At 48.3% G+C, this 15,286-nt stretch carries 16 protein-coding genes; 5 read left to right on the plus strand and 11 right to left on the minus strand.

The features are described from left to right. Nucleotides 1-5: 5 nt before the first annotated feature. Together K9W43_02915 and K9W43_02920 are read right to left on the minus strand one after the other, a co-directional pair. Nucleotides 6-197, minus strand: a complete 192-nt coding sequence (locus K9W43_02915) for a hypothetical protein (GenBank protein ID MCF2136167.1) — start codon at nt 195-197, stop codon at nt 6-8. Between the two features lie 35 nt (nt 198-232). Then, a complete protein-coding gene (locus K9W43_02920; protein ID MCF2136168.1) occupies nt 233-640 on the minus strand; it encodes a hypothetical protein in 408 nt (135 codons plus the stop codon). 132 nt (nt 641-772) lie between these two features. On the opposite strand from K9W43_02920, the gene K9W43_02925 reads away from it, so the two are divergent. Beyond that, on the plus strand, nt 773-1,489 hold the full coding sequence (locus K9W43_02925) for a hypothetical protein (GenBank protein ID MCF2136169.1): 717 nt from the start codon (nt 773-775) through the stop codon (nt 1,487-1,489). A gap of 48 nt (nt 1,490-1,537) precedes the next feature. On the opposite strand, the gene K9W43_02930 is transcribed toward K9W43_02925, so the two are convergent. Further along, on the minus strand, nt 1,538-2,194 hold the full coding sequence (locus K9W43_02930) for a hypothetical protein (GenBank protein ID MCF2136170.1): 657 nt from the start codon (nt 2,192-2,194) through the stop codon (nt 1,538-1,540). Between the two features lie 117 nt (nt 2,195-2,311). On the opposite strand from K9W43_02930, the gene K9W43_02935 reads away from it, so the two are divergent. Both K9W43_02935 and K9W43_02940 read left to right on the plus strand, forming a co-directional pair. Further along, a complete protein-coding gene (locus K9W43_02935) occupies nt 2,312-3,010 on the plus strand; it encodes a hypothetical protein (GenBank protein MCF2136171.1) in 699 nt (232 codons plus the stop codon). A 2-nt stretch (nt 3,011-3,012) separates the two neighbouring features. Further along, a complete protein-coding gene (locus tag K9W43_02940; protein ID MCF2136172.1) occupies nt 3,013-3,351 on the plus strand; it encodes a MazG-like family protein in 339 nt (112 codons plus the stop codon). A gap of 47 nt (nt 3,352-3,398) precedes the next feature. On the opposite strand, the gene K9W43_02945 is transcribed toward K9W43_02940, so the two are convergent. After that, nucleotides 3,399-3,830: a hypothetical protein gene (locus tag K9W43_02945; GenBank protein ID MCF2136173.1), complete on the minus strand. Its 432-nt coding sequence runs from the start codon at nt 3,828-3,830 to the stop codon at nt 3,399-3,401. A 292-nt stretch (nt 3,831-4,122) separates the two neighbouring features. On the opposite strand from K9W43_02945, the gene K9W43_02950 reads away from it, so the two are divergent. Together K9W43_02950 and K9W43_02955 are read left to right on the plus strand one after the other, a co-directional pair. Then, on the plus strand, nt 4,123-5,715 hold the full coding sequence (locus tag K9W43_02950; GenBank protein ID MCF2136174.1) for a hypothetical protein: 1,593 nt from the start codon (nt 4,123-4,125) through the stop codon (nt 5,713-5,715). A 70-nt stretch (nt 5,716-5,785) separates the two neighbouring features. Continuing rightward, nucleotides 5,786-6,721, plus strand: a complete 936-nt coding sequence (locus tag K9W43_02955; GenBank protein ID MCF2136175.1) for a hypothetical protein — start codon at nt 5,786-5,788, stop codon at nt 6,719-6,721. Nucleotides 6,722-6,769: 48 nt separating this feature from the next. Here the strand turns inward: K9W43_02955 and K9W43_02960 are convergent, their stop codons facing one another. The 7 genes from K9W43_02960 to K9W43_02990 all read right to left on the minus strand — a co-directional run bounded on the left by K9W43_02960 (nt 6,770) and on the right by K9W43_02990 (nt 15,279). Continuing rightward, complete coding sequence (locus K9W43_02960; protein MCF2136176.1) at nt 6,770-7,264, minus strand: GNAT family N-acetyltransferase; 495 nt, start codon at nt 7,262-7,264, stop codon at nt 6,770-6,772. Between the two features lie 68 nt (nt 7,265-7,332). Continuing rightward, nucleotides 7,333-8,448 carry a radical SAM protein gene (locus tag K9W43_02965; GenBank protein MCF2136177.1) on the minus strand — a complete coding sequence of 372 codons (1,116 nt, stop codon included), beginning with the start codon at nt 8,446-8,448 and terminating at the stop codon, nt 7,333-7,335. Between the two features lie 28 nt (nt 8,449-8,476). Continuing rightward, nucleotides 8,477-9,592, minus strand: a complete 1,116-nt coding sequence (locus tag K9W43_02970) for a (Fe-S)-binding protein (GenBank protein ID MCF2136178.1) — start codon at nt 9,590-9,592, stop codon at nt 8,477-8,479. Next, nucleotides 9,589-11,022, minus strand: a complete 1,434-nt coding sequence (locus tag K9W43_02975) for an FAD-binding oxidoreductase (GenBank protein MCF2136179.1) — start codon at nt 11,020-11,022, stop codon at nt 9,589-9,591. Before K9W43_02975 ends, K9W43_02970 begins: the two co-directional genes overlap by 4 nt. 4 nt (nt 11,023-11,026) lie before the next feature. Continuing rightward, a complete protein-coding gene (locus tag K9W43_02980; GenBank protein MCF2136180.1) occupies nt 11,027-12,265 on the minus strand; it encodes a (Fe-S)-binding protein in 1,239 nt (412 codons plus the stop codon). Beyond that, nucleotides 12,262-13,626, minus strand: a complete 1,365-nt coding sequence (gene glpB, locus K9W43_02985; protein ID MCF2136181.1) for an anaerobic glycerol-3-phosphate dehydrogenase subunit B — start codon at nt 13,624-13,626, stop codon at nt 12,262-12,264. Before glpB ends, K9W43_02980 begins: the two co-directional genes overlap by 4 nt. Next, nucleotides 13,627-15,279, minus strand: coding sequence for an FAD-dependent oxidoreductase (locus K9W43_02990; GenBank protein ID MCF2136182.1), 1,653 nt, complete (start codon nt 15,277-15,279; stop codon nt 13,627-13,629). Between the last annotated feature and the right edge of the window lie 7 nt (nt 15,280-15,286).

The following is a 15,286-nucleotide window of genomic DNA, read 5'->3' on the forward strand; positions in this document are numbered from 1 at the left end:
TATTGTTATTCAACAAGTTCGGGGCGAAGAATATCAGTTATCAATGCTTGGCTGTCCAGATTAATATAGAAATAATGATCATTATGTTTGACCTTTACTGTAAAGGGAAATCGCTTGGCACTGATTAGCACATTGGGCGGTACATTTAGTACGGTCTTTTTGCCACAGACTGGGCATTTTGCGTATCTTTTAAACATCTATTCCACCTTTATCAGATTATAAAATTCTCTGATCATTTTGTAACTAATTTTGTATCTTCGCTCACTAGTAGAGTGGCACGGTATTGTTCGGGGCTTTGTAAGGCTTCCGTAAATAAGTTAATGATATCTGCTGCATCCATGTCGTATATTGTTGAAGAGTTTGTACCAATAATTCGTAGATTCTCGTAGACTCCAAACTCTGCCAGAATCTTAAACTCACTGTTGTTATGCTGTGCCTGAAGGATAAAGTGTTTTGCAAAATCTTTGAATTCGTTCTTTGGCCCCCTGAGGCTTGCCTGAATATGTATAGTTCTGCCTTTTTGAAGGAGTTCATCAAGAAGATACGCACGAATGACTTGGTTGCCGACCTTCCGACGGATATCACTAAATTCTTCAATGGTCCCATCGGCATTTTTCAGCTTCCATGTATGTGTACTCAAGTACTACCACCTATACTTTATACTTTGAAGCCGGATTATATAGAGATTATCTGCTCGTATTCTTGCGCGGAATACCTTTATTTGTTGGTGAGCATAACAATTCTCTGCCGATTATACGATGGAGTGAGTCGAATGTTACAAACAATCGATATGGCTATCCGCGAAGTTCACATTGGACTTTGGTTCCTTGTTGTGGGCTATTACTTCTTTCTGTTCCTGTTTCTCTTGTTCTTCCGTTGGCGAAACACCAAGAATCCATTCCAGCTAGCAATGGCTCTGTTCTTTTTGCTACTGGCCATTGGAAGATGTTTCTACTTTGTCGGTGATTTCTATGCGGATTCACGCTCACTATATGGTGGACTCCCCTCTCTTGGCGTCACTACATTACTACCTGATCTCACTCCATGGCTTAGTGCTGGTGCATTCTTTCAATGGATGGCCCTTGCAATTCTTTCGGCAACAGCAGGCTTCATGATTATCGGACGAAGATGGGGCGAGATTCTCTTTGCAACCCCCGCTGCGATAATTGCAGTCGTACTGGCAGTCTTTCCTCTGGACTCAGGTATGCGTGCGAATATTACCGGTAGTGCAGGAGCAATCTATGCATTATTCATCCCCTTATTGTTCTGGTATCTGGCATATCAGTCAGGCGGGCTTCTCCGAAGGTCAAACTTCATTCTTGGACTTGGCTTCTTTGTTCTCTTTGCGGGTAGAGCGGTTCACTCCGGTAGAGAAGTACTGGCAACTTTTGTCTTCGGGAGCTACACGATTCCCGGCATTCTCGCACCGGGCCTGATTGTGATAGGACTGATTCTTATTGCTATAGGAAATGAATGGGGTCAGAAATAATTACATACATGTGGTAGAGGTGATTTGATCTCTACCATTCAATCTCTTTTAGCCGATCTCTTTCCATTCAAGCATTTTTAGATCTTCAAGAGTATGGAGTGCTTTTTGTACATCTTTGAGATGCTTTCCGAGCTGATCTGCAATTGCTCGTGTGGTGAGGCTCCCCTTACACATCTTTGCAACATCGTACGTGTCTTGGTCCATCTGTCCAAGTCGAACAAGCATTGGTGAGACCTTGCCTTTTAGAAGCGGGACTATGATTTTCTTTTCTGAGGCCTTCCCGTTCTTGGTAATGTCGTCAAGGATCTTGCCAAATTTCTCAAATGGCTCCAGATTGCCATCCCAGTCCACAAGGACATCTTCGTACTCTTTTACAAAGGCATTATTCACATCCGCAAGAACGGCCATGGCTGCATTGGTGTCGTCCACTTTATCCACGATCGCTGCAACAATGACATTTTTTCTGAGTGAGAGGCAGATGTCAAAAGCTCCAAAGTCTATTACGTGAACACGATTCCCGGAACTCAGCTCTCGCCCGAATTGAATCAGGGCGGTCAAAAACCCGCTGATGAGGTTCGGATCCATGTCGGCCTCGCCATATTTTCTGTCGAGAACACACAACCCACTGTCAGCAATGAGGATGTAGATGGCCTGAATCAAATCGAGATCGCTCCATTCAATACTTACGAATTCACTATGAATCATGTGTTTATATCAGTATTCGTGCTGTGGCCTTATTGATTTGTTTTTGGTTTTGTTGGCAAAATTAACATTCCGGAGGGCTTTTTACCGATACTACTGGAGCATTCTACGGTGAACACGGTGGACACAGCAAAGGATGCCCGGGTTCTAATCGTAGAGGATGCACTTGCTCGCCTCACGGCTCTCATTCGCAATCGGCGACTGAAGATGCATCTGAACTATGGAAAGTTCAATGAGGTGTTAAAGACTCTTGAGGGGATCTTTTACGAGATCAAGTACTCCTATGTAGAGGCACCACAACTGGCTGAACTTCCGGCTACAAAAAAGATCGTTCAGGCAGTTGTTGCTATGGGCGAAGGCTTTGAGACCACCCTTACGTCAACTGGTCACAAACCTAAGACCGAGGGTGAGAGATTAGCAATTGCAGAGTTCCGCTATGCAATTCGTGCCATCACTGGGTTCCCACGAAGGCTCCAAAAATTCCCTGATGATGCCGGGTACGCCGTGGATCTACTAGCTGTCGAGATCAGTCAGACGAGTGCGGTGAAAGGCAGCGACAAACTCACCGAATGCCGATGCACCGACGGTTCACGAATCTGGACTATTGTGACCAATATTCAAGGTGTCAAAAAGGAGACGAAATTAGCTGCTGCTGTGCTTCCCCCGACAGAATTCATGGGCGTGATTAGCGAGGCCATGTTCTTAGGGGGTGAGTCGTTGCCGGATGAAACATCTCTCGGTCTTATGGATGATATTCCTGAACGATCACTTGCACAGGCACGTGGGCAGGTGCTCTCCTTGATCAAGAGGCTTGCGTAAAAGTGGTAGAGCTAAAAGAACTTCAGAAGCGATTGAATGAGTTCGATGAGGCACGAGGCTGGAATTCATTTCCTGCGTCACAGGTCTTCACTCATCTGATCGAGGAACTTGGTGAGATTTCCCGTTTTATCACCATCGAGGAAGGCTACAAAATAGTAGGAATTGGTCATGAGGCACCGAAAAAAGAATCACTGGGCCGAGAATTCGCTCAGGTCTTCTCATTATTTGTGCAGTTGGCCAATCACTTTGGCATCGATCTCGAAACCTGTATTCAAGAAGAACTGGAGATTATGGGGCGGCGATTTCCTGAGGATGAGTGGGCGAAGCGTCTAAAGAAGTGAACTATGCCCCACCGCGAAACGACTGGACGGATGGCCGTGCAGTGATTCTATTGCAGTCGTCGTTGGGCATCAAGTGCCTTTTTGGCCATGTCCTCAAGATCCTTTGTTGCAGCAAGGAGGCCTAGTGCCTTATTTCGGACTACTGTAATGTTCTTCTCTTTGGCCCACTGAGCAAGACCTGTCACAAGAGGGCCAAGTGCAGTCCGTGCAGCCTCTACGGTTCCCACAGCCTTCCCTAAAAGCTCAAGAGCCTCTTTTGGTTTCATTCCTGATTCTGCGACTCTCATCCAAACCAGGGCATGAATCATATACAGCGAGTCCAACATCAGTGTTGGTGACTTGGGATTATCCTGTACCTTCTTGATCAGTCTGTCCTGTCTGGTTTCAAAGACATCCTTGAAGAGGCCAAATGCCTTCTTCACATTTCCCTTATCCAGTTCGATTATTCCTTTCTGAAGCTTTTCATCGGTTTCGGACATCGCTGTATCCTCTCAGTTTATTGTCTGATGCTCTGTTGAGTGTTCAAGATACTATTATGACTTTCTGCTCGTATCAATGTTCCTAAGTATGTGTATTATGTTTTTGAACATTGTTGATGCTAATCAGCCGGGAATCTAAAGCGAAACCTCTCTCTATGTACATCGGAATGACGTGGATCTGTATAGACTTGTTTCAGGGACGGTCCTCTACTTAATTTTCTGTGAGAGATAATGTTTATTTCCTGCCATTCGCTTCAGATTATATCTGCGACTTGACACTGGAGGTATACAATTGGTTAAGACTACATTCACGTTTGAGGAACTCAAGAGGATCTCTTATAGAGAGCTACGGGAACTTCAGGAACGCAAGTTTAAGGCGTTCATCCGATATCAGGTCTATCCGAACCATCCTTACTATAGACGGCTCTTCAAGGAAAATAACATTGATCCGTTCAATATCACAAAGATAGAGGACTGGGAGAAGTACCAAATCCCATTGGTTCGAAAGATCGACTACAAAGACCATCTCAAGGAGTTTGTACTGAATCCCTCAGAAGTGGATGGCAAAGAGAGGGACCCCGCAGAGATTGTCAAGAACCTACTGAACTATGCTCGTGCCGCAGGCAAGGCCGAGCTGTATAAATTTCTAAGAAATAATGGGGCCCGCGTAAAATTACATCTGGGTGCATCTGCGGCAATGGACAGAATTAGAGAACGTTTGACCTACATGTATGCCCCGCTTCAGTTCTGGTTGAGTTCAGGTCGCGCCTCTGGGATGCCAGCACCTGTATTTCTCACGCGATATGATAATGATCTCTTGTACAAGAATTGTGTCAAGGTCGGCCAGATGGCTGTTGATCCCTGGGCTGCTGAGGGATGGGAACTGGTGAGCATGAATCTCTTCCCCTATGCACCACATCTAGGATGGCATGCAGTTAACTTGGGTCTCAAACAGATGTCAAAATTCTATGTGGCCACAAGTGCTGGTGGGGCAATTCCCACGCCAAAACTTGTAGAGATTGCAAATCTCTTCAAAGCAAATGGCTTTGCAGGCATGCCCAGCTATCTCCGTAACAGGTTCATCCGTGCGATGAAGGAAGCAGACTATGAGGCTCCTGAGAAAGTCGTGGTTCTCTTGGCCGGAGAGAAGATCTACCCTCCAGTAGTAGATGATATGATCTCAACCCTCAAGTCCAAAGGTGCAAAGGAAGTCCGTGTTATTGGGGGATATGCATCATCTGAGAGCAAGGTCTCGTTTGCCGTGCAGTGTGATTATAACGGACCTTATCATAATGTGAGTCCTCTTGTCCTCTCTTTCGAGTTCACCCGGCTCAATAAGGATGGAAGCTGGGAGTTTGTTGACGAGAACGAGCCGGGGCATGTTACTCTGTTCCATCTGGATGCGACAGGTACGGTCTTCGAAGGTTTTCTCTTGGGTGATGTTACCTCCCGTCATGAGAACGGAAAGTGCCCGATCTGTGGGATTGATGGTCCTCACTTTTGGGACATTGGCCGTCAAAATGATGCTGAGGCTCAAATTGAAATCATGGGACTCTCAGAGAAAAAGATCAAAGGTGCCACCGTCAATCTGACCGCTCTGAGAACGGATCTCCTTCGTTTCCCTGAGATTGAGGAGATACAGATAGAGATTGCCAAGGAGGACATGAGCGATCCGTACAGTATGGATGTTCTCAACTTGTATGTTGCAACGCATTCATCAGTGAGACCCCCACATAACACACTCGTCACTGAGATACAGCGTCTGACAAAAGACTCGACAGAGATTACTCCACGAGTCTTTATGATGTCCTTTGAAGAACTTCTCGAGAAGGCGGGTGGTATGAAGTTCATGGAGATTGCAGATGTACGTCCAAAACCTGCATGACAGATTACAAGTTTATGGCTTAAGCCAAAGAACAAATAAGGATAATCTGATAGTACGAGGTCGATGCACTATGGCGCTTGAAAACGAGCCTGACGGAATCACAACTGGTGAGGAACGTTTTGCAATCAGTGCTTATGATATTGCAAGTCGTACACTCACACTCTGGTTGCGTAGGATTTTGGAATATATCATAGTGGCGGGGGCAATCTTGCTCTTGTACCAAACGATCTCTCTGATTGTGATAATGGTTGTTACGGGGTCTCTGCCCAACTTCATATCATTTAATGGAAATGTCTTGGATATAGTGAATCATTTGCTCACTCTAGTGTCTTCAGTGTCCGCCTATTCGGCAACTGTGGCTTTCTTCTCAATAGGCGGTTTGTTTGTTTCTGCTTTTGTCACAGGTGCAACCATTAAATTTGCATATTCCGATTATGGTACTCCCGGTAATGGTACTGTTAGAGAGAGTCTTTCATTTGCTACGAGCAGAATGTTCAAGCTGATTGGAATCGGTTTGCTCCGTGCCCTCATTACGGGTGCGTTCTTTGTTCCTCTTGTGTTTGTTATGTTCGCTATCGCGGCAATTCCCATGACCGATCCCTATGTGTGGATGGTCCAAGTTCAGCAGTATGTTTCGCTCCTCTTACTGAGTATAATAATACTATTTATTGGTGTCTATGTGATAATCCGTCTTACTCCTGCCATGGCAGTCGGTACGATTGAGGATCTAGGGGTTGTGGATTCTGTTAAACGCGCATATCGACTCAGCGGACGAAACTTCTGGCATATCTTGGGAGGTATGATTCTTGTGTGGCTAGGAGTTGCATTACTGAACTTGGTCATTATGGCAATAGTGTCTCTGTTTGTGCCTAATTTCACATTGGCATCATCGATTGGAGGACTTGTTGGGGTTGCCTTGTTCTCTGCAATCGATATGATCTTTCAGACGGTCTTGTATCGCGATTTAGTTGCCAGAGCCAATGTGTTTGAGGAAACTTATTGGTGATTGTTGACGAGCCCTCTGATAGGGCTCGCTCTTTTCTTTTTTAGTTGGTTATTCGTCGTCCAAGATGCGTTCATACATCTGGACAAACATACCTTCATCTTGTTCGTACGGCTCGCCCCAAGGTCTGAATCCGAACTTGGCCATCAAGCGTTCACCTATTTTGCTTCCGACCAAGATATTGCAATAATTACGCCGTAATCCATGGGCACGTGCATATTCTGCAAACTGTAGATACATTGCAGAAGCGAGACCTGAGGCTCGACAGGAGCGACTAACTGTCTGATGTTCTCCATAGAGACCCTTGTCTGTGATTATGGCCTTGTAGACCCCAACGATCTTACCCTCGAGACGGGCTCCAAAATAGTGATATCCCGAATGCATCTCCTCTATAATCTGTTCCGGAGTGTACATTCGCTTTTTTCTCCATGATGTGGGGTATTCCTTCTGAAGCGGCCAGACCTCCTTGAACAGTTGTGAGATCTCCTCAGCATCCTCTTCTGTGAACTCTATGATCTTAATCTCTTCAGGTGCAAGCTCAGCCATAGATCATCCCATCAGTTTTGTGTGGTTTATGTTTGATTTGCACGAACAAATAAACGCCGCTCTCAGGGCTATTGGTGTGTTTTGGCCCAGTCAAAGGCCTCTTGAATGGGCGTACAGCCACCACATTTGTGGCAACCAGCCACTGTCTTATCAGGATTCAGATCATTGTCGTAGAGAATTCGTCCTACATTTTTGTAAAATGCTATGGCGCCCTCCAAGTCGGACACATAGGGAGGTATGTAGTTTGCGAGTTGGCTTCCATATGCTGGCCTAAACGGAGTGACGACAGTCATTATTCCCAATTCTGATAGCTCTTGGATAAATGATAATGTGGTTGCTTGATCTTCTCCTAGGCCATAGAGAAGAAAGGTGCTCACATTGCCTCGGTCAAAGTAATCAAGGGCTGTATCCCAAGCTTGGCGATAGAGGTTCAATGGACCGTACTCGTGTTTTCCGGGGCATACTCGTTTACGGACCTCATCATCGGCGCTCTCAATGTGGATCCCTACTGCATTTGCACCTGCAGTAGCAACATTCTCTATGTATCTCATTTCGGTTGGAGGTTCGAACTGCACCCCAATTGGAAGGTCCGAGACCTCACGGATTTTTTTAATTATTCTGACGAGTCTATTTGTCCCGACATCGGGGGCGTCTGGAGTACCAGTCGTGATCAGGATGTTCTTGATGACCCCTTCCCGCTCAGCAGCCATGACCACTTCCGCCACTTGTTCTGGTTGCTTGTCTAAGATTGTGTCACCCGCGTTTAACGAGACTGGGATTGTGCAGAATTTACACTGGCTTCCGTGGGCCCAATAGCGACAGGCCTGATACGCTGTCGTTGCAAGGGTCTCACTACCATGCAAGAGAGCTATCTTACGATACTCTATCCCATCCGCCGTCTTCATACCCAAAAACTTGGGTGTCGGCACTGCACGAAGCTCGACAGCCCCGTCGTATATCCATACTAGGGGATCCTCTGTCGGTTCCAATGTTGCAGAATGAAATACCTCTGCTTGTTTTCCGCTCCTGAGTGGTACTCCAACGGGACGCCCATTTGGAATGATGAAATATCGAGCACCCACTGGACCAGCGCCGCCTCGACGACCTTTGAGTTCCTTTTTGATCACGGTCGCACCCTGAGTGAGAAGCCGAATTTTCAGCCGAAGTAATTCTTCAGTGTTCATGATGCTCGGTCCCCTGTCACATTTTGGCTTAATCTATGCTCCTTTTGTGGCCATCTGCAAGCATCAGGTATTCGGGAAGATCAAGGACCTTGATCTGGTCCTGTGCCTGTGACTTTAGCATGTTCTTGCAAAATGGGCACGCTGTCACAAGATAGTCCGCGCCAGTACGAAGTGACTGCTCAATACGTTCACGGCCAATCTTTCGAGACTGTTCGGGAAACAGAGTCCTGAGACCTGCTCCATTACCACAACACATCGCATTCTCACGTGATCGCTCCATCTCTACTAATGGCGTTTCAGCGACCCGATCGATGACTCGTCGAGGTTCATCATAGATGCCACTGTGGCGCCCCAGATGGCAAGGGTCGTGGTATGTCACAGTTCCCTTGACCCCAGTGGGAAGGTCCTTCAGTTGAGAATCAAGAAATTGAGTGATATGGACAACGGGTTTGTTCAGAGTCAGTCCAAGCTCGGGATAGTCTTCTGTCAGTGTGCGATAACAACCCGGACAGGTCACCATGATTGTTTCCGCATCCAATGCATTTAGCACTTCGACATTATGGTTTGCGGTTTCACGCGCCTCTTCCACAAAGCCTGTTCGTAAGAGCGGTGAACCGCAACACCACTCATCAGGAGTGATCGTGACGCTATACCCAAGTCGCTCAAGCAACTGGATGGTGCTCTCTGCAATCTCCTTTTCTCTATAAGCTGTAGTGCAACCAGTAAAGTAGATGACACGTTTCTCTCCTGTTCTGGTGGTCTTAAGCCACGAATTGCGATTGTTGTGATCCTCCCCATAGGGATTGTGATGCTCATGAATGGATGTGGCAATCTCAGTCAGGCGTTCTGGGGCTCGGCCCTCTTCAACGATTCGCGCACGAACGATCTCAACAATTGACGCGATATCAATACCCGGTACGCACCACGTCAGGCAGGCACTGCACTCTAGGCACTGATAGAGCACTTCGATACCTCTTTCGTCAAGTGGCCGTACTCCTGTGAGGTCCTGATGGATAAGGAGTGCCCGTCCGTGAGGCGTCGGGCTGTCAGATCTCCATGCGAAGAATGTGGGGCAGACATGCCGACACATCTTTGGGCAGGATGCGCACATCCGCACCTGTTCTGCTATATTCTCAGGTTTCATCGGTCACGCACCTCCAGACCAAGTTTGCCGGGATTCATGATTCCGTTCGGGTCGAGAACAGCCTTGATCTTTCTGAGGACTTCCATTCCCGAACCGAGTTCATCTTCTGTATAGGTACTTCGACTAAGGCCTACTCCATGTTGGTGGCTCATGGTCCCACCCGCCGCGAGACACGCCTTGACCCCATCATCCCAGATTTTCTTGTAGGCTGCCCAAGACGAATCTGCCTCCTCCCTTGCAAGAAAGAAGATCATGTAGATACTTCCGCCATGTGGGTACATATGGGAGAAATGAGCCAAAATTATTGCATCATTTTCCTCCATTACCTGCTTCATCGAGTGATAGACCTGCTCAAGTTTATCGTAGGTGGCGACGACATCAATAGTATCTCCAATGGCATAGCCCGCCGTAGTGAACTTGGACGGATAGTACATATCATATCGATGTTCCCACCATCTTTTAGAGGGGCCCTCACCAAAGTCCTTTCCTCCATGTCCAAGACAGATCTCCGCTGCTACACGTTCGTCCAACTCAACCCGCTCAGGGCTGCCGTCAAAGGCTAGCATCAGCATACAGTCACCATCATCCACCTCAAAATGAGTACTCACGCTCATTGCAGTGTCTTCGGGATCATAGAGTCTGACAACGGACGGTGTTACCCCCGCTCGGAAGATGTGCTGTATCGCTGTGAGACCTGTATGAACGTCCTTGAACGCAAAGCTGCGAAACTTGCGTGTTTCGGGCAGAGGAAAGAGCTTGAGTGTGGCCTCAGTGATCACGCACAAGGTTCCCTCAGAACCGATGAATAACTGTTTGAGATCCGGCCCCACAGAATGACGGGGGACCGCCTTGCACTCCACAATTGAACCATTGGGAAGGACCACTTGGAGACCCAGTGTCATGTCCTCAATTTTGCCGTAGAGCGATGACATTGAGCCACCAGACCGAGTAGCGATGAATCCTCCCACATTTGATGCACGTAAGGACGTGGGAGTATGTCCTGTTGTGTACCCGCGACGATTCACCGCCTCTTCAAGGTCGATTCCGACGACTCCAGCCTGCACTCTGACAGTCATCGATACATCATCGATCTCCAAAATCTTGTCCATTCGCTTCAGGTCGAGCTGGATGCCACCGTAGATTGGTAGTGTGCCTCCACAGGTACCAGCACCGCCTCCCACCGGGACCACGGGGATTCGCAGATTGTTTGCGATCTTCAGAATCTCTGCGACCTCTTCCGTTGTTGCAGGAAATGCGATGATATCCGCAAGAGGTAGGATTTCACCTGCTCGGATCTTGGCCTCACTGAGGGGCCATGCATCATGTGCGTTCAATACACGATCAGTAGTTGTCAGGGTCACATAATCGGGACCCACAATGTCTTGGATCATAGATGCGGCCTTTGTGATTGTATCCTTATCAAGAACCACGAGATCACCTCTTCAACCGAAGATGCTGTGCAAGATATACTGTGAAATCACTCACTTCTACTTCACTGTCCGCACGAAAGAGCGCATTTTCAATTTGGGCTGTGCATAAGGGACATGGGGCAACAAGATGTGTGGCACCACTCTGCTTGATTCCACTCACATTCACCTGCGTGACTGCATTTGCCACATCCGGGGAATGATAGCCCACCATCCCTCCGCCACCACAGCACGAGTCTGCCACAGAGGATGAGACATATTCGGTTGGAAGAAGTGTGAGTATCTCACGTTCGTAGTCCTCCATCTGGCGAGAAGTATGGCGAATGAGATGGCAGGGATTATGGAGTGTGACCTTTTGAGGCGCGGTCTCAGTAGAGGTCGCATCAATTGCTTTTCTGACGCGATCGATGCCAATGACCTCCACAAGGTACTCCATCATATGATAGACAGGGATGTTCCACTCTCTCTCCTCTGCCATCTGGCTCAGACTTGAGGTACACCCCGCACAGGTTGTCACTACGCTCTTGACACCCATTGCCTTTACCTTCTCTGTCAAAATATCTGCGAGGTGTTCAGCAGTGGCCGTGTCCCCAATTAATCGTGCTGGAAGACCGCAGCAACTCATCTCTTCAAGAAGCGTATAGTCCACTCCAAAGTGATCAAGAATTATTTTCCCCGCCTCACGCACTTCCTGAGCACGTTCCTCGGCTTGGCAACCGGGGTAAAAGAGGACTTCGGCGCCCTTGACAATACGATCTTCAATCAGGGGGAGTCCCAGCATCTCCAATCTCATGTCACGACTGTCGGCCTTGTCCTCAGGGTCTTCCCACGGCTCAAAGGCAAGATTATGGGTTGCGATGATCTTGCTGGTCTTCAACAGACTTTTTGGAACAAGATCGGGTCGTGTATTGAACAGCCTTGCTCGTACTATGTTCACGACCTCTGGAATGTTGACATTCTTTGGACAGACCTCTCGACAGGTCCCACAGCCAGTGCAGAGATAGATCTTGTCAACGGTGGACCAAAACTCTGGTGGTGAACGGCTCAGCTCAACAGCAATACTTCGGGGGCCACTGAAGCGATCTAGGCCAACTGCACGGACCACAGGGCAGTGATTGATGCATAGGCCACAGTTGATACACTGTTCAACTGAGCGGATGACATCGAGCTCTGCCTTGGTGTATGGTACGATCCGTTCCTGTTTCAATGTGTTCTTGACAAATTCATATGCCTCTTCCTCGCTCATGCTGACACCTCCTCTATGACCGATGTGCCCGCTGCATACCCTGTTGCCAGCGCCACACCGAGACCACTCTTCTCTACCGGCCAATTGTGCCCTGCAAGTACAGCTCCCGCACAGAAGAGGTTCGATGCATAGCGCTCACCACTAATTGTGATCGGTCTTAGGGTCTCATCACTTCCCACTCCGCAGCCGAAGAGTGGGTGTCCTTGCTCAGTGATCGACATGAGCCGAGTGAGGCGCTGTGGTCGTACATCCTCTGTTGGAATTCGTCGAGCATCAAAGACGGGCAGGTCGAATATTGTCTCATGAAGCCCTCTCTCCGAGCCAGCAATACCCCCGCCGATGAACTTTCCTGATGATAGGATAAATGCTTGTGCCTTGATCTTGATCGAACGTTTTGGAGCTCTTGCAATGACTTCCTGTACCGAGCTATTAGTGTTCGTGGCCGAGACGACCTGATGACCTTTCAGAAGAGTTCCTCCCTGTTCGACAAATATCCGTTCAAGTGCATTCTGTAAGCGTGTTCCCGGAACCGATGGGGGGAATCCCAAAAGCTCGATGATATCAGCTCTAAGTTCTTTTTCTAAGAGTGCCTTTGTTTCCAGAGGCTGATCGAGTCCAAGAACAGGTGGTATCGCAAGGTGAGTGGCGCCGCTCATCTCAATGTGTGGACTCAATTGAGTCATGAGACGATCTATTCCTTGGTAACTGTCCAGAAATCTTGCCACCTCTATGGCTGAGAGATTCTGAGGGCCTCCCAAGTGACCCAGATCGACCGTGCAATTGGCGACACGACGCGGGCCAGTTCCTTCGGTCTGGCGTTCTTCCAGATACGCCTTTGCTGCAAGCGCCGAATGAAAGTCGGGAAATCCTCGAATCCCCACAAATAGTAGAACATTATCGGGCTCTCTCGTGATTCCGCGAGGATCCATGGACTCCTGAAGAAGGGCTGTTGGTTTGGTAGTCCCAAGCATAGTTAGGGGCCAAAGGGTTTCTTTGAGGTTTCCAATGTATGGTATTGATGACCTGCTCATTTTTTGAAGGAACCAGTCCACTGATGCGCGAACCCGTTCCACCACTCTCTCCTCATTGATCACTGGTTCTCCGTTCTTGACCCCTAAGAGGGAATAGGGATGTAATGGATAGAGTGCGGAGATACCGTATAGCCCTTCTAATGGAGATGATACAGCAGTACCCGCCTGAGGAAGATATCCAACTATGTCAATTGCCCCCGAAGAGTCTGCTGTGGCACCGTGGCCTCTGGTGACGATGATTGTCTTTAGACCCGCCTCGGCCGTGACCGACCCAGCGACCAGACCTGCCATGCCGCTCCCAATGATGAGCACATCTGCTGACAAGTCCATCTAGTTCGCCTCCTCCCAAGGTTGACGTTCGGTCTGAAGTCCTGCATGATCAAGATTGGCCACACATGCATAGATGCCCTGAGCAAGCTCTTCCTGAGCAAGCTGTTCTCCACGCATGGGAGGCCGCTTTCCCTTCCAGCGTTCTGCAAGGAACTGGATGATCTCCTCGTGGTATTGTTTCCCCTCAAGTCCTAACTCTTCGGCGAGGATCGCAGCAGCCTTGAAGGTGCAAAATGTCCCCTGACAGGGCCCTGTTCCTATCCTGAGCCGGCGCCTCAGGTCGTTCATCGTCTGAGGGAATTCATTTCGAATCGTATAGCGGATCTCTGCCTCAGTCACCGGTTCACAGGTGCATATGGTCGTTTTCCAGCTTGGCTGTTCACGAGTCAATTCTAGAATCTTTGTCACTTCGGTTCCACGACGAGTCCGCATACGTTCAACAAGATGGCTTGACACGCCGTATTCTGTAGCAATGGCAAGAACATCAATATCGTCTTCATTTCCCGGTAATGGTGTTTCATGAGTCGAACATGGCGTGCTGATACCAAGTTTTTTGCAGACCAGATCTGTAGCATCTTCGGCCATCTGTCTGCACATGACCAGCTTCCCTCCAGCAAAACTGATCAGTCCTGATACGCCATCCGCTTCATGGTCAATGACCTTGTACCCTCGTGTGACATCCCCCTCTGGAATCTTCCACTCAGCCACCAATGGTCGTACGCCCTCCATCGTTCGAATGATACGCGCCTCGCGAATCGAAGGGACGACCCATTCAATACTTTTGAGTAGGTATTCGATTTCATCATGAGATGCTGAGAGGGTATCAGGATCATCCCATGTGTCAAGTGCTGTAGTCCCCAATAGTGTCGTGTTCTCATGGGGGAAGAGATAGATCATACGGCCATCAACTGCTTTTGTGATCACTCCCACATTGACCACACGTCTGTCAAAGATGATATGTGCTCCCTTGTTCATGCGGATATCCAGATGGGCTCCTGCCATCTCTACGATCTTTGGTGCCCACGGTCCGGTGGCATTCACAACAAACTTGGTCTTGACCGATTCCAATCTTCCAGATGTCCGGTCAAAGAACTGGATGCCTTGGACTTTTCCGTTCTCTACTATGATGTCTGTCACTTCGCAGTATGTACGAACATCTGCTCCATGTCGTTTGGCGTCGAGTGCTTGAAGGAGGCAGAATCGAAAAGGATCGATGAAAAACTCTTCAAAATAGAGTGATGCAATAAGATCCGGATTGAGCATGGGTTCGATCTTCAGGGAGTCTTCTGGTGTGAGAAACATGACTGGAGGGACATCACGTTCGGCAGCACGCTTGGAATACTCTTCTGCAAAGTTCCCCCCACTCGAGAGATCGCTCATCTCAAGCATAGGTGTGAGAATAGGGTCCTTCATGATGATATGGCGCGCAATGTGTAGAAGATGAACGACCTCTGTGGAACATAGATCCACAATCTCCGGCTCATTCATGTATTTGAGACCTGATGAGATCATTCCTGCACAGGTTCCTACTGTTCCAGATGCAAGATCATCACGCTCCAAGAGCAGAGTCTTTAGACCACGTAAGGCGCAGTCGCGGACCATCGCAGTTCCGGTGCTTCCTCCGCCGATTACAATGACATCGTATTCAGCCATTCATTGT

This window comes from Candidatus Thorarchaeota archaeon, assembly GCA_021498125.1.
Classification (GTDB): domain Archaea; phylum Asgardarchaeota; class Thorarchaeia; order Thorarchaeales; family Thorarchaeaceae; genus B65-G9.